Raw genomic sequence first — 19,955 nt, 5'->3', positions numbered from 1 at the left:
GAATCAGATGGAAACCCGCAGTCTGCTGTTGACGGGCGCCACCTCCGGGCTGGGCCTCGGACTGGCGCAACGGATCGTGGGAACGCCGGGCTGGCACTGCGTGCTGCCCGTCCGGAACGCCGAGCGGGGCGAGGAGCTCAAGGCACTGCTCGGCGACCGCGCCGCCGGTGGCACCACCCACATCGTGGTGTGCGATCAGGGCTCGCAGGAAAGTGTGCGCCGTGCCGCCGCGGACATCGCCCGCTTGGTGACGGACGGCGTCATCCCGCCGCTCAGCACCGTCGTGCTCAATGCCGCGGTGCTGCGCAACGACGCCCACGAACTCAGTCCCGACGGCATCGAATTGACCGTCGCCACCAACCTTTTCGGCCCGCACGCGCTACTGGCACGCATCAGCCCGCAACTGGCAGCCGATGCCCGGGTGATGATCGTCGGGTCACCGACGATTCGCCAGACGCTGTTCCAGCGGCTGGCGCGGGTGAAGACCGCGGAATGGAAGCCCCTCGCCGAGCAGTGTCTGCCCAGCGATGACGGTGTGCAGGCGTACGCGCGCACCAAGCTCGGCCTGTTCTACCTGTCGCGCGCGACGGGACGGCTGGTGCCCGAGGGCATGTCCGCGGCGTACTTCGATCCGGGCGTGATGCCGGGCACGAACATCCTGCGGGAGCGCGGTCAGTTCAGTCAGGTGTACTGGCGCCGGGTGCTGCCGTACATCGCATGGACGTTCGGCGGGGTCACCGTCGGCCGTGGTGCGCGCTCGATGTCTCCCTACGTGCTGCACCAGAAATCGATGGGGGACAGCGGCTTCCTGTCGGTGAAATGGGGCAAGCGCGCACCGGCCGTCGCCCCCGAGCGGGTGCACGAGTACTTCGTCGAGGCCAACGACATCACCGGCATCGGCGAGTCCGACGCCGCGCCGTGGTGGTCGCAGCCGGACCGCCTGCTCGGTCAGCCGGTCGGGCCGCGCGCCTGATGGCACCGCGCAGGTCACTGGTGATGGGAGCCAGTGGCTTCCTCGGCTCCCACGTGACGCGGCAGCTCGTCGAACGCGGCGACGACGTCCGGGTGCTGCTGCGGCAGACCAGCTCGACCCGCGGCATCGATGACCTCGACGTCGAGCGTTGCTACGGAGACATTTTCGATGACGACGCGGTGCGGGCCGCGATGGCCGACCGGGACGTCGTCTTCTACTGCGTCGTGGACGCCCGGGCCATGCTGCCCGACCCGGCGCCGTTGTTCCGGACCAATGTCGACGGACTGCGTCAGGTGCTGGACATCGCGGTGGACGCCGGCCTCGACAAGTTCGTGTTCGTCAGCACCATCTGCACCATCGCCGTCAGCGGTGACGGGTCGGTCGTCGATGAGGACACCCCGTTCAACTGGGCGGACAAGGGCGGTGACTACGTCCGATCACGGCGTGCCGCAGAACAACTCGTGCTGGACGCGGCGACGCAGCGGGGACTACCGGCCGTAGCGATGTGCGTGTCGAACACCTACGGTCCACGGGACTGGCAGCCGACGCCGCACGGTGAGATCGTGGCGCGCACCGCGGCCGGCCGGATGCGGTTCTATGCCTCGGATGCGGCCGCGGAAGTGGTCGGTATCGAGGACGCCGCCCGCGCGCTGCTCCTGGGCGCCGAGCGCGGCCGCGTCGGCGAGCGCTACATCATCTCAGAGAGCTACCTGACACTGCGCACCATCCTGGAGACGGCGGCCGACGAAATCGGCGTGCCGCCACCACGATTCGGGGTGCCAAAGGCCGCGATGTACGCCGGTGCCTACGCCACGCAGCCGTTGCGCGCGCTGCGCCCGGGCAAGATTCCGCCGCTGGTCACCATCACGCGGTTGCTGCACATGACGTCACCGGCCGCCAACAGCAAGGCGCGGCGGGAACTGGGCTGGGAACCGGAGCCGACGGTGAATGCGATTCGCCGCGCGGCCCGGTTCTACGCCGACAATCAGTTGGTCTGATCGGCGGTCTGCTCGAACGTCATGGCCTCGAGGTTCCAGTAGCCGCGCAGATTGGTGATGAGCCCCTCGGCGTTGACCTTGTAGGTGAAGACGCCACGGACGCTGGCCACGAAACCGTTCGGAAATTCGGTGCGCAGCACCAGGATGTAGGCGATCTCGTCGGGTGAGCTCGACGGGAACGTCTCCTCGCACGTGACCGTCAGCTGGTTGGGCCCGATGTTGGTGTCGTAGAAGGCGGCCAGGGCCTCCTTGCCCTTGACGCCGGTGCCGTCGGGGTTGGTGACGGCCTCGCCGATGGGGTCTTCGACGACGATGTCGTCGGCCATCAGGGCCAGCCAGCCCTCGCGGTCGTGGCTCTGGACGCAACGCCACGACGACTGCGAGGCGGTGACAACGGGATTGTCGGACAAGGGATTTCCTTCCATTTCATGCCAAAACGGCATTCCAGCAGGTGGAATGCCGTTTCGGGTTGGTGCGTCTCGCTCAGCGGTCGGCGTCGGTGTACCGGATGACACCGCGGATGTTGCGGCCCTCCAGCATGTCCCGGTAGCCGTCGTTGATCTGCTCCAGCTTGTACTGGCGGGTGACCATGTCGTCGAGGTTGAGGCGGCCGGCCTTGTACATGGCCAGCAGTGACGGGATGTCGTGGTGCGGGTTGCCGCCACCGAAGATGGTGCCCTGCAGGCGCTTCTGCATCAAGGTCAGCATCGACAGGTTCAGCTTCACGTCCAGGCTGGCCATGTTCGCGACCGCGGTCACCACGCAGGTGCCGCCCTTGCTGGTGATGTTGAGGTAGTTGTCGATGTCCTCGCCGTGCAGCTCACCGACGGTGACGATGGTCTTGGTGGCCATGCGGCCCTCGGTGACCTCGGCAACGCCGGCCATGGCGCTGAAGATGTCGGGGTAGGCATGCGTGGCACCGAACTTGAGGGCGTTGTCGCGTTTGAACTCAACGGGATCCACGACGAACACATTGCGTGCACCGGCGTTGAGAGCACCCTGCAGTGCACCCGTGCCCACACCGCCGACACCGACGATGCAGACGTCATCGCCGGGACGGACGTCACCACTGCGGACCGCCGAGCCGTAGCCCGTGGTGACGCCGCACCCGACCAGGCAGGCGACCTCGAACGGGATGGTCGGGTCGATCTTCACCACCGAGCTCTTGTGCACCACCATGTACGGGCTGAATGTGCCCAGCAGCGTCATCGGGATCACCGGCGTGCCGTCGGCGGCGTGCACGCGGTTGGTGCCGTCGGAAACCGCGGTGCCGGTCAACAGGTACATGCCCAGGTCGCACAGGTTGCGCATGCCGGCCTGACACGACGGACATTCACCACACGACGGGATGAACGACAGCACGACGTGGTCGCCGACGGCGATGTGGTCCACGCCCGGGCCGACCTCGACCACGATGCCGGCGCCCTCGTGGCCGCCGAGAACAGGGAACCCAGCCATCGGGATGTCGCCGGTCACCAGGTGGTGGTCGGAGTGGCACATGCCCGAGGCTTCCATCTGGATCTTGACCTCGTCCTTGACGGGGTCGCCGATCTCGATCTCCTCGATCGACCACGGCTGATTGAACTCCCAGATGAGAGCACCTTTTGTCTTCACCGCATGCGCCTTCCACTAGAACCTGTTTCAGTTAGCGTAGAGGTAAAAGTTACGTTCGTCACACCCCACCCCCCAACCAACTGCTTGGCCGGTTTTTCACCAGATCGGGACGGGGGCCTCACCCAGCGGGTAGTAGCCCGGCAGCTGCTCGCCGGCCAGGCTGCGCTGGATGCGCTGCTGCATGCCCTTGGACAATTTGCCGGCGGTCATCAGGTCCAAATAGAGCTTCTGCACGTGGCCGAAGTCGAAGAAATCGCGCTGCCAGGCGATCTTCGGTTCCCCGTCGACGTTCTCCAGCCGGAACCAGCTGCCGCCGATGCCGTAAATCTCCCGTTCCGGGGCCGACGCATCCTCCGGATCGGTGACGACCTGCTTCCAGAAGCCGACCACTTCACCTTGCTTGTCGTCGATCACCACGCGTTGGTACGGGTACTTCCAGCCTTCGAGGCCCTCCATCTCCAAACCCAGAGCGATGTCGCGGATTTCGGCCTTGCCGAGGCACATCACGTCTTCCTTGGGGCCGATGTTCCAGCCGTAGGTGGCGTCCTCGGTGTAGAAGTCGGCCATGGGCTTCCAGTCGCCGGCCGCCTCGGCGTCACGGTTGACCTGCAGCCACCGCTCTACCCAGTCTTCGAGTTGTGCGCGGGGGAATGACGTCATTGTCTTGTCCTTTGTTTTCAGCTGGTTTCGCGGATGAACAGGGCTTGGGTGGGGCACTCGGCGACAGCACGCTCGATCTCGTCGCGCGCGTCGTCGGGCGGGGTCTCGTCGAGGATCTCGACAGTGCCGCGTTTGGGGACGTTGAAGTAGTCCGGCGCTTCCAGGGCGCACATGGCGTGGCCCTGGCACAGGTCGCGGTCGACTTCAACGCGATAACTGCCCATCTCAGTCAACTTCCCCGGTCGCTGCGCTCTTGCCCGCCGAATCCCGCTTCCGGTAGCGCACCGTGGCGGGCCGGGCCAACTGGACGACCATCTTGGAGTGGTCGTTCTGGTAGCTCTCCGGGGGTTGCGCCATCTCGAACTCGTACTCGCGCAACAGAACCGAGAAGATGGCCTTGATCTGCATCTGTGCGAAGGCCGCCCCCACGCAGCGGTGCTTGCCGGCGCCGAACGGAATCCAGGTCCACCGGTTCAGCAGGTCTTCCTGGCGAGGCTTCTCGTACCGGTCGGGGTTGAAGGCGTCGGGGTCGGGGAAGTCCTCGGGAATCCGGTTGGAGATCGCCGGTGACGCCGCCACCATCTGACCCTTGTGGATCGGGTGCTCGGCGACCTCGAACTCGTCCTGCGCGACGCGCATCAGGATGATGAGCGGCGGGTGCAGGCGAAGCGTCTCCTTGAGCGCATTGTCCAGGTTCGGAATCTGGCGCAGCGCATGGAAACTCACCTCCTGGCCGTCGCTGTACAGGTCATCGAGCTCCTGCTGGACCTTGGCGTAGAAATCGGGGTGGCGCAGCAGTTCGATCAGCGTCCACGACGACGTGCCCGAGCTGGTGTGGTGCCCGGCGAACATCAGCGAGATGAACATGCCGGTGACTTCGTTGGCGCTGAAGCGGTGGCTGCCCTCTTCATCCTTGATCGAGACCAGGACGTCGAGCAGGTCGCGATCGCTCTTGTCGGTGGGCGGGTTGGCAATTCGCCCGTTCATGACCTCCTGCACCAGCTCCACCAGGTTGGCCCGGGCCTCGTCGCGGATACGGAAGCTCTCGATGGGCAGGTAGGGGTCGACGTAGCAGAGCGGATCGGTGCCGCGCTCGAGCAGGTGGTAGTAGTTCGCGAACCGGGAGTCGAGCTGGTTGCGGAACTTCGGACCGATGAGGCAGGCCGTCGAGGTGTAGATGGTCAGCTCGGAGAAGAACTCCAGGAGGTCGATCTCGCCTGATTCGCCCCAGTTCTCGGTCATCCGCCGGACTTCGCGCTCGATGGTCGCGGCGTGGCCCTTCATCTGCTCACCGCGCAACGCGGTGTTGTGCAGCATCTCGGCCCGACGTTCGGGATCGGCGTCGAACACCACGCCCTCGCCGAAGATCGGCGTCATGAACGGGTAGGCCTCGGCCTGGTTGAGCTCGCTGTCGGTGGAGCGGAAGAAGAACTCGTTGGCCTCTGCTCCGGTCAGCAGCACCACCTGCTTGTCTGCGAGCTGGAACCAGCCGACGTCACCGCACTCGTCGCGCACGCGCTGCATCAGTCCGATCGGGTCGGTGCGGAACTCCTCCAGGTGGCCGTGTTCCTCGGCGCCACCCGAAACCCGTTGTACCTCTTTGGTGATGGTCATTGTCCAGGCATTCCTTCCTCGCCCAGGGCCAGCGACTGACGGTCCTTCATCTCCGTCAGTGGCGCTTCGGGCTGCAGTTCCATGTTGGCGATGAAGCCGCCGCGCGGGGTCTCGGCGACGAAGGTGATGGCGCGGGCCAGGTCGGCCGCGCGCAGGAAGTAGCTGTGGCGGGCCTGGCCCCACTTGGCCCAATCCTCCAGGGCCGGGCCGATTTTCTCAGCGGGCAGGCTCCAGCCCATGGACGTCATGGTCGGGCCGGGATGCACCACCGAGGCGCGCACGCCGGTGCCTTCCAGTTCCATCTGGAAGTTGGTCACCATCGCGACCAGTCCGGCCTTCGCGGCGCCGTAGGCTCCCATGTGCGGACGTTGGCGCAATGCCACGTCGGAGCCGACGAAGATCAGGTCGCCACGCCGGCGCTCCACCATGCCGTCGAGCACGGCGCGCGCCATGCGGTTGGCCCCGACCAGATGAATCTGCAGCTGCTCGGCGAACTCGTCGGTGGTCATCTCGTGCAACCGGCCGAAGTTGGTGTCTCCGGCGCCGGTGACCAGAACCTCGATGTCGCCGAGCGCGGCCGTCGCCTTGGCGACGAAATTTTCGACCGATGCGTTGTCGGTGACGTCGAGCGGCAGCGCGATCGCCTCTCCGCCTTCGGCTTTGATCTGGTCGACGAGTTCCTGACACTTCTCCACCCGGCGGGCGCCGAGAGCGACCGGGAAGCCGCGCGCGGCGAGTGCGGTCGCCGTCGCGGCGCCGATGCCCGACGAGGCCCCGGCCACGATGGCGGGCCTGCGGGTGGGGTGTGGTTCGAAACGGGCCATTTAGCGTGCCTTCACTGTCATTGGGAGGTGGGCAAATCCGCGTACGGAACTCGAGTGGACGCGGACGGAGTTGTCCTCGTCCACCTCGTAGCTCCGGATGCGTTTGAACAATTCGGTCAGGGCGACCCGGGCTTCCATCCGGGCCAGGTGGGCGCCAAGGCAGAAATGGGCGCCGCTGCCGAAACTCACGAGCTTGGAACCGATGTCGCGGCCGATGCGGTATTCGTCCGGCTGGTCGAACACCCGCTCGTCGCGGTTGGCCGAGCCGGCCAGCAGCACCAGTACGTCACCGGCCGGCACGGTGGTGCCGTAGAACTCGAGGTCCTCGACGACGGCCCGGGCCAGCAGCTGGCTCGACGTGTCGTAGCGCAGCGTCTCCTCGATCCACGGCGAGATCAGCTCATGGTCGTCGAACACCGGCGCCAGCTGCCCGGGGTTCTTGTGTCCCCAATACGCCGCATTGGCAAGCAGTTTCGTGGTGGTCTCGTTACCGGCGATGACCATCAGGAACAGGAATGCCATGATCTCGTCATCGGTCAGCTTGTCGCCGTCGATCTCGGCCTCCACCAGCGCCGAGGTGAGATCATCGGACAGACTCTTGCGCCGCTGCTTGACCATGTCGGCGTAGTACATCAGCAACTCACCCGATGCGGCCATGGCGGACGGCGGCACATCGGCCGTCCCGTCTTCGCGGTGCATCACACCGTCGGCGAGCGCGCGGATACGCACGCGGTCTTCTTGCGGGACGCCCATCAGCTCACTGATGACGTCCATGGGCAGCTTGCCCGCGAAATCGTCGACGTAGTCAAAGCTGTTGTTCTGCAACGCCTCGTCGAGGTGCTGGACGGCGATCTCGGTGACCCGTCCCTCCAGCTCACGGATGCGCCGCGGGGTGAACCCCTTGGACACCAGGGTGCGCAGCCGCAGGTGCGCCGGATCATCAAGGGCCAGAAAGGACATCACGCGGTGGGCTTCGGCGTTGCGGGAGATCGGATCCAGCGAGACGCCGTGCTTGTTGGACAGGGCGGTGCTGTTCCGGAAACCGCGCAGCACGTCCTCGTGGCGGGACAGTGCCCAGAAGTTGAGTTTGTCGTTCCGGTAGATCGGCGCCTCGTCCCGCAGCCGCCGGTAGTACGGGTACGGATCCTCGTGGAAGTCGTAGCTGTAGGGGTCGATCAGTAGCTCCACATTGGCTGTCATGCGTTGTCTCCCACGATGAGTCCGACGACGTAGGCCAGCCGGTCGGCGATCTGGTGATAGGTGTACGCGCCGCTGCCGGCGTTGACGAGCGCGCCGAAGTACGTCATCTCCAGGGCCGAGAGCAGGCGCGGATCGGCGTCGGGTCCGACGGCTGACCGGATGCGCTTGTGGATTTCGCCACCGATGCGGTCGCGCACCTTGCGGACGGTCTCGTCGTCGCCCGACAGCAGGGCCGTCGTGCACGCCGCGGCCACCCCGGGTTCGTCTGCGACGACCAGTGCGAGGCTGCGCAGTGCCTGCTCGACCCGGCTGGCCATCGTCTGGTTGACGTCGGTGAAGTAGGGCACCTGCCGAACCATGTCCAGATACACCTCGGCGATGAGGTGATTTTTGGACGAGAAGTAGGTGTAGGCGGTTGCCGGCGCGACCTTGGCGCGCGCGGCGACGGCCCGCACCGTCAGGTCGGCGTAGGAGGACTCTCGCAGCATTTCGCGACCGGCGGCCAGAACCTTCTGGAAGGTTTCCTCTTGGCGGCGGTTGCGCGGCTGGTCGTCCGCTTCTTGGCTGGCGCTTGTGAGCGCGGCCACTGCATCGCTGGACACATGTCCAAGTTAGCCGACGGCCTGCCGCGAAGGCAAGATGTTTCCGGATAATACCTGTTGAACAGCTATTTATGCGCGAAAAATGAGGACCGATACCGCCTGACTCTTGCTACTCGACGGCGCGTGAGGTTATGGTTCGACTGAACGTTGTCGGACAGTTGTCCAACGAAAATTCACATTGCTGGACATCGTCCAGTGGGCAGGAGTGCAGATGACCTTGCTGGGTGATCGCGAAAGTCGCCTTCTCATCGACGGAAAATTGGTGCCGGGTTCGCGTGGCACATTCCCGACCGTAAATCCCGCGACCGAGGAAGTCCTCGGCGTGGCAGCCGACGCCACGGTGGGCGACATGGTCGACGCCATCGACGCCGCCCGTCGGACTTTCGACGAGACCGACTGGTCCACCAACGTGGAGCTTCGCGTGCGGTGCCTGCGGCAGTTGCAGCAGGCCATGCGTGACCACAGTGCTGAATTGCGCGAATTGACGATCTCCGAAGCCGGCGCGCCCCGAATGCTCACCGCCGGAGCGCATTTGGACGGCCCGATCGAGGACCTGAGCTTTGCCGCCGACACCGCGGAGAGCTACCAGTGGACCACCGACCTGGGACATGCCACGCCGCAGGGGATTCCGACCAACCGGACCATCGCGAGGGAGGCCGTCGGCGTCGTCGGCGCCATCACGCCGTGGAACTTCCCGCACCAGATCAACCTGGCCAAGATCGGTCCGGCGCTCGCGGCGGGCAACACCCTGATCCTCAAGCCCGCACCGGACACCCCGTGGGTCGCCGCGGTTCTCGGCGAACTGATCACCCAGCACACCGACTTCCCGGCGGGCGCCATCAACATCGTCACCTCTCGGGATCACGGCGTCGGGGCCATGCTGTCGAAACATGCTGACGTCGACATGGTTTCGTTCACCGGCTCGACTGTCACCGGCCGCGCCGTGATGACCGATGCCGCCGAGACCATCAAGAAGGTGTTCCTGGAACTCGGCGGCAAGTCGGCGTTCCTGGTTCTCGACGACGCCGACGTGGCCGGCGCCTGCGCCATGGCGGCGTTCACGGCATCGATGCACGCCGGCCAGGGCTGCGCGATCACCACCCGGCTCGTGGTACCGCGGGCCCGCTACGACGAGGCCGTCGCGGCCGCGGCAGGCACGATGGGTGGCATCAAACCGGGCGATCCGTCCAGCCCGCGCACCGTCTGCGGCCCGGTGATCTCGGCCCGCCAGCGTGACCGGGTGCAGAGCTATCTGGACCTGGCCATCGAGGAGGGTGGCACGTTCGCGTGCGGTGGCGGCCGGCCGGCCGACCGCGACACCGGTTTCTTCATCGAGCCGACCGTCATTGCCGGACTGGACAACTCGGCCCGCGTCGCCCGCGAGGAGATCTTCGGGCCGGTACTCACCGTGATCGCCCACGACGGCGACGACGACGCCGTCCGCATCGCCAACGACTCGCCGTACGGCCTGTCCGGCACGGTGTTCTCGGCCGACCCGCAGCGGGCGGCCGGCGTGGCCGCGCGACTGCGCGTCGGGACCGTCAACGTCAACGGCGGTGTCTGGTACTCCGCCGACGCACCGTTCGGCGGCTACAAGCAGTCCGGCAACGGCCGGGAGATGGGTATCGCCGGGTTCGAGGAGTACCTGGAGACCAAGTGCATCGCCACGCTGGCCACGTAGGCCTGGTCGCCGAGAACTGTTGACTGACAAGCGTTATTCGAGAGGAAATCATGAGCAGGTTTGAGAACAAGGTCGCGATCGTGACCGGGGCGGGCGGCGGCATCGGCCAGGTCTACGCCGAGGCGCTGGCCCGGGAAGGCGCCGCGGTCGTCATCGCCGACATCAACGTCGAGGGCGCCGAGAAGGTGGCCGCCGGCATCAAGGCCGACGGCGGCAAGGCGCTGGCCGTGCGGGTCGACGTGTCGGACATCGACTCGGCCAACGAGATGGCCGCGGCGGCCGTCGCGGAATTCGGTGGCATCGACTACCTGGTGAACAACGCCGCGATCTTCGGCGGCATGAAGCTCGACGGTCTGCTGACCGTCGATTGGGACTACTACCGCAAGTTCATGAGCGTCAACCTCGACGGTGCGCTGGTGTGTACCCGCGCGGTGTTCCCGCACATGGAGAAGCGGGGCGGCGGATCGATCGTCAACCAGTCCTCCACCGCGGCATGGGTTTACGCCAACTTCTACGGTCTGGCCAAGGTCGGTGTCAACGGCCTGACGCAGCAGCTGTCGCGCGAGCTGGGCTGGCGCAACATCCGGATCAACGCGATCGCGCCCGGCCCGATCGACACCGAGGCCAACCGCAGCACCACGCCGCAGGCCATCGTCAAGCAGATCGTGCAGACCCTGCCGCTGGCGCGCATGGGCACGCCCGAAGACCTCGCCGGCATGTGCCTGTTCCTGCTGTCCGACGAGGCCAGCTGGATCACCGGGCAGATCTTCAACGTCGACGGCGGACAGATCATCCGGTCATGAGTTCTGACGTGAAGCTGGGGTATATCGGGCTGGGCAACCAGGGTGCCCCCATGGCCAAGCGCCTGGCCGAATGGCCCGGCGGGCTTATCGTTTTCGACGTCCGCGCCGAATCCATGGCGCCGTTCAGCGAGCTCGGCGCCACCCTGGCCGGCAGCGTCGCCGAGGTGGCCAAGGCCGACGTCATCAGCGTGACGGTGCTCAACGATGAGCAGGTCCGTGACGTCGTGACGCAGCTGGCCGAGCATGCCGCGCCCGGCACGGTGATCGCGATCCACTCCACCATCGAGCCGACGACAGCCGTCGAGCTGGCCGAGCAGCTGCGGCCCAAGGGGATCCACATCGTCGACGCTCCGGTGAGCGGCGGCGCCCATGCGGCGAGCCAGGGTGAGCTGGCGGTCATGGTCGGCGCCGACGACGAGGCCTATGACAAGGTCAAGCCCGTCTTCAAGCAGTGGGCGTCATTGGTCGTGCGGGCCGGCGAGCCCGGCGCCGGGACCAAGATGAAGCTGGCGCGGAACATGCTGACGTTCATCGGTTTTGCCGCCGCGTGTGAGGCGCAGAAACTCGCCGAGGCATCGGGCATCGACCTGCAGAAGCTGGGACGCGTGGTGCGGCACAGTGACGCGCAGTCGGGCGGCCCCGGCGCCATCATGGCGCGTGACGACACCAAACCGCTGGCGCCCGACCACTTCCTCTACAACATGTTCGTCCACACCCGCGGGCTGGCCGAGAAGGACCTGTCACTGGCGCTGGGGCTGGGTTCGGCTGTGGGAGTGGATCTTCCGCTTGCGGAGCTGGCGCTGGCCAACCTCGCCGAGGGTCTCGGCGTACCGCATGTGAAGGAGTCTTGATGGACGAGTTGCGCGCCAAGGGCCTGGCGAAGATGAACGAGGTCTACGGCTGGGAGATGCCCAACATCGAGGGCGACCCGTACTTCGACCTCACCGTGGATCACCTGTTCGGCACCATCTGGAGCAAGCCCGGACTGTCGATGCGGGAGAAGCGCCTGATGACGTTCACGTGCGTCACCGCTGTCGGCTCGCAGGACCTCGCCGAGATTCAGATCAACGCCGCCTTGCTCAACGAGGAATTCACCGAGGCCGAGCTCAAGGACATCGGCATCTTCCTGACGCAGTACCTCGGCTTCCCCCTCGGGTCGGCGTTCAACGGCGCCGTGTCCAAGGTGGTCGCGAGGCGGCGCAAGGCCGCCGAGAAGGGCGTGGCAGAGGACCGCAAGGCCAATGTCAATGCCGCCGTCAAGATGAACACCGGGAGCGAGCTCGATGACAAGTAGGTACGCGTCGCTGTCGCGTGCTGAGCTGGCGGCACTGGTGCCCGAGCTGCTGCTGATCGGCCAGCTCATCGACCGCGCCGGAATGGCCTGGTGCATAGTCGAATTCGGCCGGGAAGAGATGCTGCAGGTCGCCATCGAGGAGTGGGCCGGGTCCAGCCCGCTCTACACCAAGCGGATGCAGAAGGCGCTGAAGTACGAAGGCGTGGACGTCATCACGATCTTCAAGGGCCTGCAGCTCGACATCGGCGCGCCCCCGCAGTTCATGGACTTCCGGTACACCGTGCACGACCGCTGGCACGGCGAATTCCACCTGGACCACTGCGGTGCGCTCATGGACGTCGAGCCCATGGGCCCCGATTACGTGCGCGGCATGTGCCACGACATCGAGGACCCGACGTTCGACGCGACAGCGCTCGCGACCAACCGGCGCTGCCAGGTGCGGCCCATCCACCGGCCGCCGCGCGTCCCGGCGGATCGGACGCCGGCGTGCGCGTGGACCGTCATCATCGACGAGTCCCATCCCGAGGTCGGTTTCATCCCACAGCTCGACGTCATCGGCGCGACCAACGCCTACCGGTGCGAGCTCGACGACATCGATCCGGCGGACGAGGGCCAGGCCGACTACTCGGGCCCGCTGGTGAGCGACGTCGATTTCTCGGCGTTCTCGCACTCGGCGCTGGTGCGCATCGCCGACGAGGTGTGCCTGCAGATGCACCTGCTGGTGCTGTCTTTCGCGCTGGCCGTGCGGGCCCGTTGTGCTGGCGACGCCGAGAAGGAACGGTCCATCCGGACCAAGTCCCTGATCGGCATCTCCGGCGTGGCGGCCGAGCGGATCCAGAAGGTGCTGGACCTGCCGAACGACGCCGCCGGGGCCTTGCGGGTACTCGAGCTGCATCCGCTCCTCAATCCGGCCGCGTATGTGTGCGTCGAGGTTTCGGGCAGCGAGGCGCACGTGCGCCCGTCACCCGCACACGAGGATGGCGCCTGGATCACCCTGGTGTCGCCGGAGTCGGACTTGCCGCTGCAGGCCATCGCGACGGCCGTCAACCCGCTGCTGCGCGCCGAAGTCTCCGGCGATGCCACCGACTGGACCGTCCGGTTCATCGAAACCGACACCCCGGCAAAGGAACTCGGCGAGGTCTCGGTGTGCAAGGTCAGTAGCGGCGCGGCGTGGGTTTTCGAGGAACGCAAGTCCCTGCCGCTGACGGTGGTGTAGGAGCGTCTGTGTTGACTGCGAACTGACGACGCAGAAAGTCGAGAAAACGTGTGCGTGAGTTCGCAGTCAACGTCACCGGTGGCTAGGTAGCTCGGCTCGATCAGCTCTCCCTGGGGCACATGTCGGCCGAAGCTGTCAGCCCGGGCTGACCATGTCAGCCCATGATGACAATGTCGCGATCGGTGACAGCTCCGGATCAAAGGCAGTGGGGTGAGAGGTGACTTCTGCGTTTGACCTTGCGTTGACGCCACAAATGACCGAGTAGATGTGTGAGTGGACGCAGGGTCAAATCCGTACGGGCACGGTCTGAGCCGCTCAGAAGTCGTCGAACTCGCTGTCGAGGCTCTGGATTCGGCCGGCGACTCCCGACAGGTCGGTGTGTGAGCGCGTGATGATGTCGGCGACGTCGCCGCTGGCCTTGCCGATCGCCGACCACAGCGCGTGGTCGGCGGCGGCGGTCGGCGTCTTCTTGGCTTCGTCGGCGAGGTCGGTCACCCAGTGTTTGAGAGCGTCGAGTTCGCGGCGTCCGCCGTTGACCACGTCTGCGGACCGCTCGAGTTCGTCGCCCACGCGCTTGTCGAGGTCGGCCAGCCGGCCGAGGGCCTGGGCGTGCTTGTCATTGGCCTCGGCGTAGCGGTCGGCCGCGCCGCCGGTCCAGTGCGGACCGGGACCCGCGGCCTTCACCTGATCCTGGAGTGCGCGCAGCTGCTCGCTCTTGTCGAACTCGGAGCGGTCGTGCGGAACGCCCTCGCCGAAGGTGGCGCGGGCCCGCTCCCACATCAGTAGGAAGGCATCCAGCGGCTCCACCGGTGCGGACCTCCTCGCGTGCGTCGGGCCTGCCCAGTTTAGGACGAGCCGACCAGCTACTAGGGTGTGGCTGTGCGCGTCCTCGTGATCGGCTCCGGTGCCCGTGAACATGCCCTGCTGCTCGCCCTGAGCCGCGACCCCCAGGTGGACTACCTGGCTGTCGCCCCCGGCAATGCCGGTACCTCCGCCGTCGCCGAGCAGCACGACGTCGACATCACCGCCGCCGACGAGGTGCTCGCGCTGGCCAAGAAGCTCGCCGCCGACCTGGTCGTGATCGGCCCCGAGGTGCCGTTGGTGCTGGGTGTGGCCGACGCGCTGCGCGCGGCCGGCGTCGCCACCTTCGGGCCGTCCAAGGACGCCGCCCGCATCGAAGGCTCCAAGGCGTTCGCCAAGGACGTCATGGCCGCGGCCGGCGTGCGCACCGCGACCAGCGAGATCGTCGACAACCCCGCCCACCTCGACGCCGCCCTGGACCGCTTCGGCCCGCCCGCCGGCCAACAGGCCTGGGTCGTCAAGGACGACGGGCTGGCCGCCGGCAAGGGCGTCGTCGTCTCCGCGGACCGGGAGGCCGCCCGCGCCCACGCCGCCGAACTGCTCGAATCCGGCCACCCGGTGCTGCTCGAGTCGTTCCTCGACGGGCCCGAGGTGTCGCTGTTCTGCGTCGTCGACGGCGAGACCGTGGTGCCGCTGCTGCCCGCGCAGGACTTCAAGCGCGTCGGCGACAACGACAGCGGACCCAACACCGGCGGCATGGGCGCCTACACGCCGCTACCGTGGCTGCCCGCAGCGGTCGTCGACCAGATCGTCGACGAGGTCGTCAAACCCGTTGCCGCGGAACTGGTTCGGCGTGACAGCTCGTTCTCGGGCCTGCTGTACGCCGGCCTGGCCATCACCTCGAAGGGCCCGGCCGTCGTCGAATTCAACTGCCGCTTCGGCGATCCCGAGACCCAGGCCGTGCTGGCACTGCTGCAGACCCCACTGGGCACGCTGCTCAACGCCGCCGCCACCGGCACCCTCGATTCTGTCGGTGCGTTGCAGTGGCAGGACGGGTCGGCCGTCACGGTCGTCGTGGCCGCCGAGAACTACCCGGGTCGCCCCCGCGTCGGGGACGTGATCACCGGATCGGAGACGGCCGGCGTGCTGCACGCGGGCACCAGCCGCCGCGACGACGGCAGCGTCGTCTCTTCCGGCGGCCGGGTGCTGTCGGTGGTGGGCACCGGTGCGGACCTGGCGGCCGCGCGGGCCGAGGCCTACCGGATCATCGAGTCGATTCGCCTGCCGGGCAGCCACTTCCGCACCGACATCGGCCTCGCTGCCGCCGAAGGCCGCATCTCGCTCTAGCCGGGATTTGTGCACGATTTTCCGCGGCAGACGCGGATTTTCGTGCACAAATCACTGGACGAGGAGCGGGGCCAGCCAGGAGATCTCGGCCGGCAGCTGCGCGCTCCAGAACGACGCGTCGTGGCCGCCGGGGGAGAAGCCACCCGCGGCGCCGTTGGGCAGCTGGGCGATGAACTGCTTGGTCGCCGAGTAGAACGGGTCACTGTCGCCGCAGTCGATGCGGATCGGGATACCCGCCAGCCCGGGCAGACCCCACACCGAGTTGGCCGCGTAGTCGGCCGCACCGTCGAAGGCGCCCGGAGCCGTCGCGCCCGATGACGTCCATAACGCCGGGCTGACGGCGCAGATCGCCGCGGTGCGGGCCGCGCCCAGCCGGGCCCCCAGCAGCAGCGCGCCGTAGCCGCCCATCGACCAGCCCAGGAAACCCACCCGCGAGGTGTCGAGGCCCTGCGAGGCCAGCATCGGGATCAGCTCATCGAGCACCATGGCGCCCGAATCCTCCCCCGAAGCCCGCTTGTGCCAGTAGCCGCCACCGCCGTCGACGGCCACGACCGCGAACGGCGGCAGCCCCGCGGCCACGGCCTGTGCCAGCCCTTGTTCGACGCCGCCGGCCATCACCGTCGCGGCGTCGCTGCCTTTGCCGTGCAGCGCGATCACGGGCCGCAGTGGCGCGGTCTGGCCCGGCGGGCGGGCGATGGCCCAGTTGGTCGAGACGCCACCGCGGGCCTGCGAGACGAATGAACCGGTCACGTAGGTGGGTGCCGGATCGGCGACGGCCGGGGGTGGCGCGAGCGGCGCCCCGACGCTCGTCATTGTCACCGGGGTCGCGGTGACGGTCGGGCGGTTGAACGTCGACCCCAACGCGAACGCGCCGGCGGCCCCTGCGGCGGCGCCGGCTCCGAGACGGAGGACGGCGCGTCGGCTCAGCTCTGCCATGGCCGCCATCATGCCATCGGCCGCAGCCCGGCATTCCTGAGTAATGCCTAATGGATTACGTGAAATCGTGATCGTCGCGTGACCATTCCTGGCAGCATTTACGGGGTGATGACAGCAGTCACCCCAAAGGGGGAACGGCGACGGTATGCGCTGGTCAGCGCTGCCGCCGAGCTGCTGTGTGAGGGCGGCTTCGACGCTGTCCGGCACCGCGCCGTGGCGCAGCGGGCCGGGCTGCCGCTGGCCTCCACGACGTACTACTTCTCGTCCCTCGACGACCTGATCGAAAAGGCGGTCGAGCACGTCGGAGAATCGGAATCTCAGCAGCTGCGCATGCGCGTCTCGGCGTTGTCGCGGCGCCGCCGCGGCGCAGACGCGACGGCGGATCTGCTGGTCGACCTGCTGGTCGGTGACAGCACCCGGGCGTCCGACCAGTTGATTTCCCGCTATGAGCGGTACATCGCCTGCGCCCGTCAGCCCGGGCTGCGCGACGTGCAGCGACGCATCCTCAAGCAGCGGTCCGATGCCGTCATCGAGGTGGTGGAGCGATCCGGGCGCTCGGTGCGCGCCGAACTGCTCACGGCGCTGGTCTGCGCCGTCGACGGTGCGGTGGTGGCGTCGATGGTGAGCGACGGTGACGGCCCGCGCGCGACTGCCCGGGCGACCCTCGTGGACGTCATCGACGTCCTGGCGCCCTTCGACCAAGAACGCCGGGTCGCCCTATAAGCGGGCTTAGTAGGCTGTAGTCCCGTGAGCATCCCCAACGTGCTGGCCAATCGTTACGCCAGCGACGAGATGGTGGCCATCTGGTCGCCGGAGAACAAGATCGTCGCCGAACGCCGGCTGTGGCTGGCCGTGCTGCGCGCGCAGTCCGAACTGGGCGTGGCCGTACCGTCCGGCGTCGTTGAGGACTACGAGCGGGTGCTGGACCAGGTCGACCTGGATTCCATCGCCGCGCGGGAACGCGTCACCCGGCACGACGTCAAGGCGCGCATCGAAGAGTTCAACGCGCTGGCCGGCCACGAGCACGTCCACAAGGGCATGACGAGCCGCGACCTCACCGAGAACGTCGAGCAGTTGCAGATCCGGCAGTCGCTGGAACTGGTGTTCTCGCACGGCGTCGCGGTGGTGGCCCGGCTCGCCGAGCGCGCCGCGCTGTATCGCGACCTGGTGATGGCCGGTCGCTCGCACAACGTCGCGGCGCAGGCCACCACGCTCGGCAAGCGGTTCGCCTCGGCCGCCGAGGAGACCCTGGTCGCGCTGACCCGGCTGCGGGAGCTGATCGACCGGTACCCGCTGCGCGGCATCAAGGGCCCGATGGGCACCGCGCAGGACATGCTGGACCTATTCGGCGGTGACGCCTCGCGGCTGGGCAAGTTGGAAAGCCGAATCGCTGAGTTTCTTGGATTCACCGAGGTTTTCACCTCCGTCGGGCAGGTGTACCCGCGGTCACTGGACCACGACGTGCTGTCCGCGCTGGTGCAGCTGGGCGCCGGCCCGTCGTCGTTCGCGCACACCATCCGGCTGATGGCCGGCCACGAACTGGCCACCGAAGGCTTCGCGCCCGGGCAGGTCGGCTCGTCGGCCATGCCGCACAAGATGAACACCCGCTCGTGCGAGCGCGTCAACGGCCTGCAGGTCGTACTGCGCGGCTACGGCTCCATGGCCGCGGAACTGGCTGGGGCGCAATGGAATGAGGGCGACGTCTTCTGCTCGGTGGTACGCCGCGTCGCGCTGCCCGACGCGTTCTTCGCCATCGACGGCCAGACCGAGACGTTCCTGACGGTGCTCGATGAGTTCGGCGCCTACCCGGCCGTCATCCAGCGCGAGCTGGACCGCTACCTGCCGTTCCTGGCGACGACCCGCATCCTGATGGCGGCGGTGCGCGCCGGCGTCGGCCGCGAGACGGCGCACGAGGTCATCAAGGAGCACGCCGTCGCCGTCGCGCTCGCGATGCGCGAAAAGGGTTTGGAGCCAGACCTTCTGGACCGGCTGGCCGCCGATCCGCGCCTCCCGCTGGACCGCGTCGAGCTCGACGCGGCACTGGCCGACAAGCAGGCGTTCAGCGGCGCCGCCGGCGACCAGGTCGACGCCGTCGTCGCCGCGGTGGACCGCCTGGTGGCGCAGTACCCGGAAGCGGCCAAGTACACCTCGGGCGCCATCCTGTGACCTTGGCGGGAAGCTTGGCCGGGGTCGACCTGACCGACCTCGACAACTTCGCGTCGGGCTTCCCGCACGAGTTGTTCGCGCGGCACCGCGCGGAAGCTCCGGTGTACTGGCACGAGCCGACCGACAACACCCCGGACGGCGAAGGCTTCTGGTCGGTCGCCACCCACGCGGAAACCCTTGCGGTGCTGCGTGATCCGGTGACGTACTCGTCTGTGACGGGCGGCTCGCGACCGTTCGGCGGGACGCTGATCCAGGACCTGTCGATCGCCGGCCAGGTACTGAACATGATGGACGATCCGCGGCACGCGGAGATTCGGCGGCTGGTGTCGTCGGGGCTGACGCCACGGATGATCGCGCGGGTCGAGGACGACCTGCGGGTGCGTAGCCGGGCACTGCTGGACGCGGTGACCCCGGGCGTGCCGTTCGATTTCCTGGTCGACATCGCCGCCGAGCTACCCATGCAGATGATCTGCATCCTGATGGGTATCCCTGAGTCACAACGGCATTGGCTGTTCGAGGCCATCGAGCCGAGCTTCGATTTCGGCGGCTCACGCAAGGCCGCCATCACCCGGTTGTCGGTGGAGGAAGCCGGCTCCCGGATGTACAACTTCGGCATGGAGCTGATCGCCGCCAAGCGGGCCGAACCGACCGACGACATGCTGTCGGTGGTGGCCAACGCCGAGGGCGTCTCCGATCTCGAGGTGTACCTGTTCTTCAACCTGCTGTTCAGTGCGGGCGCCGAGACCACCCGGAACTCGGTTGCCGGCGGACTGCTGGCGTTGTGCGAGAACCCATCTCAGTTGGCGCTGCTGCGCGCCGACCTGTCGCTGCTGCCGTCGGCGATCGAGGAGATGGTGCGCTGGACCTCGCCGTCGCCGTCCAAGCGGCGCACCGCGACGCGTGCCGTGTCGCTGGGCGGCTGCGATATCGAGCCGGGGCAGAAGGTGGTCGTGTGGGAAGGTTCGGCCAACCGCGACGAGCTGGTGTTCGCCGACCCCATGACGTTCGACGTGACCCGCAAGCCCAACCCGCACTTGGGATTCGGGCAGGGGCTGCACTACTGCCTGGGGGCCAACCTGGCCCGCCTGGAGCTGCGGGTGCTGTTCGAGGAGCTGCTGACCCGGTTCCCGGACATCCAGGTGGTCGAGCCACCTGAATGGACCCGCAGCAACCGGCACACCGGCCTCCGGCACCTCTGGGTTTCCCTGTCGTGATCTGTGCACGAA

Annotated in this window: 21 protein-coding genes; 11 read left to right on the top strand and 10 right to left on the bottom strand. The window is 67.3% G+C overall.

Annotation, left to right across the window (positions count from 1 at the left end; translation table 11 throughout):
- The first annotated feature begins 7 nt into the window (after positions 1 to 7).
- Entirely contained in the window at positions 8 to 973 is a 966-nt protein-coding gene (locus tag G6N46_RS15625; RefSeq protein ID WP_235688644.1) for an SDR family NAD(P)-dependent oxidoreductase, read from the top strand.
- 23 nt (positions 974 to 996) lie between these two features.
- On the top strand, positions 997 to 1,971 hold the full coding sequence (locus G6N46_RS15620) for an NAD-dependent epimerase/dehydratase family protein (RefSeq protein ID WP_407665112.1): 975 nt from the start codon (positions 997 to 999) through the stop codon (positions 1,969 to 1,971).
- Here the strand turns inward: G6N46_RS15620 and G6N46_RS15615 are convergent.
- From G6N46_RS15615 to G6N46_RS15580, 8 genes are all read right to left on the bottom strand, one after another.
- Positions 1,959 to 2,381, bottom strand: coding sequence for a nuclear transport factor 2 family protein (locus tag G6N46_RS15615; RefSeq protein ID WP_234880509.1), 423 nt, complete (start codon positions 2,379 to 2,381; stop codon positions 1,959 to 1,961). The genes G6N46_RS15620 and G6N46_RS15615 overlap by 13 nt on opposite strands.
- Before the next feature lie 73 nt (positions 2,382 to 2,454).
- On the bottom strand, positions 2,455 to 3,585 hold the full coding sequence (locus tag G6N46_RS15610; protein ID WP_061002522.1) for an NDMA-dependent alcohol dehydrogenase: 1,131 nt from the start codon (positions 3,583 to 3,585) through the stop codon (positions 2,455 to 2,457).
- A gap of 96 nt (positions 3,586 to 3,681) precedes the next feature.
- Positions 3,682 to 4,245: a nuclear transport factor 2-like protein gene (locus tag G6N46_RS15605; protein WP_138247827.1), complete on the bottom strand. Its 564-nt coding sequence runs from the start codon at positions 4,243 to 4,245 to the stop codon at positions 3,682 to 3,684.
- 17 nt (positions 4,246 to 4,262) lie between these two features.
- Positions 4,263 to 4,469 carry a ferredoxin Fdx gene (locus G6N46_RS15600; protein ID WP_061002518.1) on the bottom strand — a complete coding sequence of 69 codons (207 nt, stop codon included), beginning with the start codon at positions 4,467 to 4,469 and terminating at the stop codon, positions 4,263 to 4,265.
- 1 nt (position 4,470) lies between these two features.
- Entirely contained in the window at positions 4,471 to 5,859 is a 1,389-nt protein-coding gene (locus tag G6N46_RS15595) for a lanosterol 14-alpha demethylase (protein WP_138247828.1), read from the bottom strand.
- Complete coding sequence (locus tag G6N46_RS15590) at positions 5,856 to 6,683, bottom strand: SDR family oxidoreductase (protein WP_133428001.1); 828 nt, start codon at positions 6,681 to 6,683, stop codon at positions 5,856 to 5,858. Before G6N46_RS15590 ends, G6N46_RS15595 begins: the two co-directional genes overlap by 4 nt.
- Positions 6,684 to 7,883, bottom strand: coding sequence for a cytochrome P450 (locus G6N46_RS15585; protein ID WP_133428002.1), 1,200 nt, complete (start codon positions 7,881 to 7,883; stop codon positions 6,684 to 6,686).
- Positions 7,880 to 8,485 (bottom strand): TetR family transcriptional regulator, encoded by a 606-nt coding sequence (locus G6N46_RS15580; RefSeq protein ID WP_133428003.1) that lies wholly within the window; start codon positions 8,483 to 8,485, stop codon positions 7,880 to 7,882. The genes G6N46_RS15585 and G6N46_RS15580 overlap by 4 nt, the downstream gene beginning before the upstream one ends.
- Positions 8,486 to 8,696: 211 nt before the next feature.
- Here G6N46_RS15580 and G6N46_RS15575 point away from each other — a divergent pair, with 211 nt between their 5' ends.
- From G6N46_RS15575 to G6N46_RS15555, 5 genes are read left to right on the top strand one after another with little or no spacing between them, the layout of a single operon-like run.
- Positions 8,697 to 10,166: an aldehyde dehydrogenase gene (locus G6N46_RS15575; RefSeq protein ID WP_138247829.1), complete on the top strand. Its 1,470-nt coding sequence runs from the start codon at positions 8,697 to 8,699 to the stop codon at positions 10,164 to 10,166.
- A 50-nt stretch (positions 10,167 to 10,216) separates the two neighbouring features.
- Positions 10,217 to 10,969, top strand: a complete 753-nt coding sequence (locus G6N46_RS15570; RefSeq protein WP_061002506.1) for an SDR family oxidoreductase — start codon at positions 10,217 to 10,219, stop codon at positions 10,967 to 10,969.
- A complete protein-coding gene (locus G6N46_RS15565) occupies positions 10,966 to 11,820 on the top strand; it encodes an NAD(P)-dependent oxidoreductase (protein ID WP_138247830.1) in 855 nt (284 codons plus the stop codon). Before G6N46_RS15570 ends, G6N46_RS15565 begins: the two co-directional genes overlap by 4 nt.
- Entirely contained in the window at positions 11,820 to 12,263 is a 444-nt protein-coding gene (locus tag G6N46_RS15560) for a carboxymuconolactone decarboxylase family protein (RefSeq protein WP_061002502.1), read from the top strand. The genes G6N46_RS15565 and G6N46_RS15560 overlap by 1 nt, the downstream gene beginning before the upstream one ends.
- A complete protein-coding gene (locus G6N46_RS15555) occupies positions 12,253 to 13,479 on the top strand; it encodes a hypothetical protein (RefSeq protein ID WP_138247831.1) in 1,227 nt (408 codons plus the stop codon). Before G6N46_RS15560 ends, G6N46_RS15555 begins: the two co-directional genes overlap by 11 nt.
- A 315-nt stretch (positions 13,480 to 13,794) precedes the next feature.
- Here the strand turns inward: G6N46_RS15555 and G6N46_RS15550 are convergent, their stop codons facing one another.
- On the bottom strand, positions 13,795 to 14,286 hold the full coding sequence (locus tag G6N46_RS15550; RefSeq protein WP_082762005.1) for an EspA/EspE family type VII secretion system effector: 492 nt from the start codon (positions 14,284 to 14,286) through the stop codon (positions 13,795 to 13,797).
- Positions 14,287 to 14,358: 72 nt separating this feature from the next.
- Between G6N46_RS15550 and purD the strand changes: the two genes are divergently transcribed.
- Positions 14,359 to 15,627 (top strand): phosphoribosylamine--glycine ligase, encoded by a 1,269-nt coding sequence (purD, locus tag G6N46_RS15545; protein WP_138247832.1) that lies wholly within the window; start codon positions 14,359 to 14,361, stop codon positions 15,625 to 15,627.
- A 51-nt stretch (positions 15,628 to 15,678) separates the two neighbouring features.
- Here purD and G6N46_RS15540 read toward each other — a convergent pair whose 3' ends face one another.
- Positions 15,679 to 16,575 carry an alpha/beta hydrolase gene (locus tag G6N46_RS15540; RefSeq protein ID WP_163692785.1) on the bottom strand — a complete coding sequence of 299 codons (897 nt, stop codon included), beginning with the start codon at positions 16,573 to 16,575 and terminating at the stop codon, positions 15,679 to 15,681.
- A 96-nt stretch (positions 16,576 to 16,671) separates the two neighbouring features.
- Between G6N46_RS15540 and G6N46_RS15535 the strand changes: the two genes are divergently transcribed.
- From G6N46_RS15535 to G6N46_RS15525, 3 genes are read left to right on the top strand one after another with little or no spacing between them, the layout of a single operon-like run.
- On the top strand, positions 16,672 to 17,286 hold the full coding sequence (locus G6N46_RS15535) for a TetR/AcrR family transcriptional regulator (protein WP_061002496.1): 615 nt from the start codon (positions 16,672 to 16,674) through the stop codon (positions 17,284 to 17,286).
- Positions 17,287 to 17,310: 24 nt separating this feature from the next.
- On the top strand, positions 17,311 to 18,729 hold the full coding sequence (purB, locus tag G6N46_RS15530) for an adenylosuccinate lyase (protein ID WP_061002494.1): 1,419 nt from the start codon (positions 17,311 to 17,313) through the stop codon (positions 18,727 to 18,729).
- Positions 18,726 to 19,943, top strand: a complete 1,218-nt coding sequence (locus G6N46_RS15525) for a cytochrome P450 (RefSeq protein WP_163692783.1) — start codon at positions 18,726 to 18,728, stop codon at positions 19,941 to 19,943. The genes purB and G6N46_RS15525 overlap by 4 nt, the downstream gene beginning before the upstream one ends.
- Positions 19,944 to 19,955: the final 12 nt, after the last annotated feature.

This window comes from Mycolicibacterium phocaicum, from assembly GCF_010731115.1.
Lineage (GTDB): Bacteria > Actinomycetota > Actinomycetes > Mycobacteriales > Mycobacteriaceae > Mycobacterium > Mycobacterium phocaicum.
Note: the sequence above shows the minus strand (reverse complement) of the source record. Positions and strands in the feature narration are given on the sequence as shown.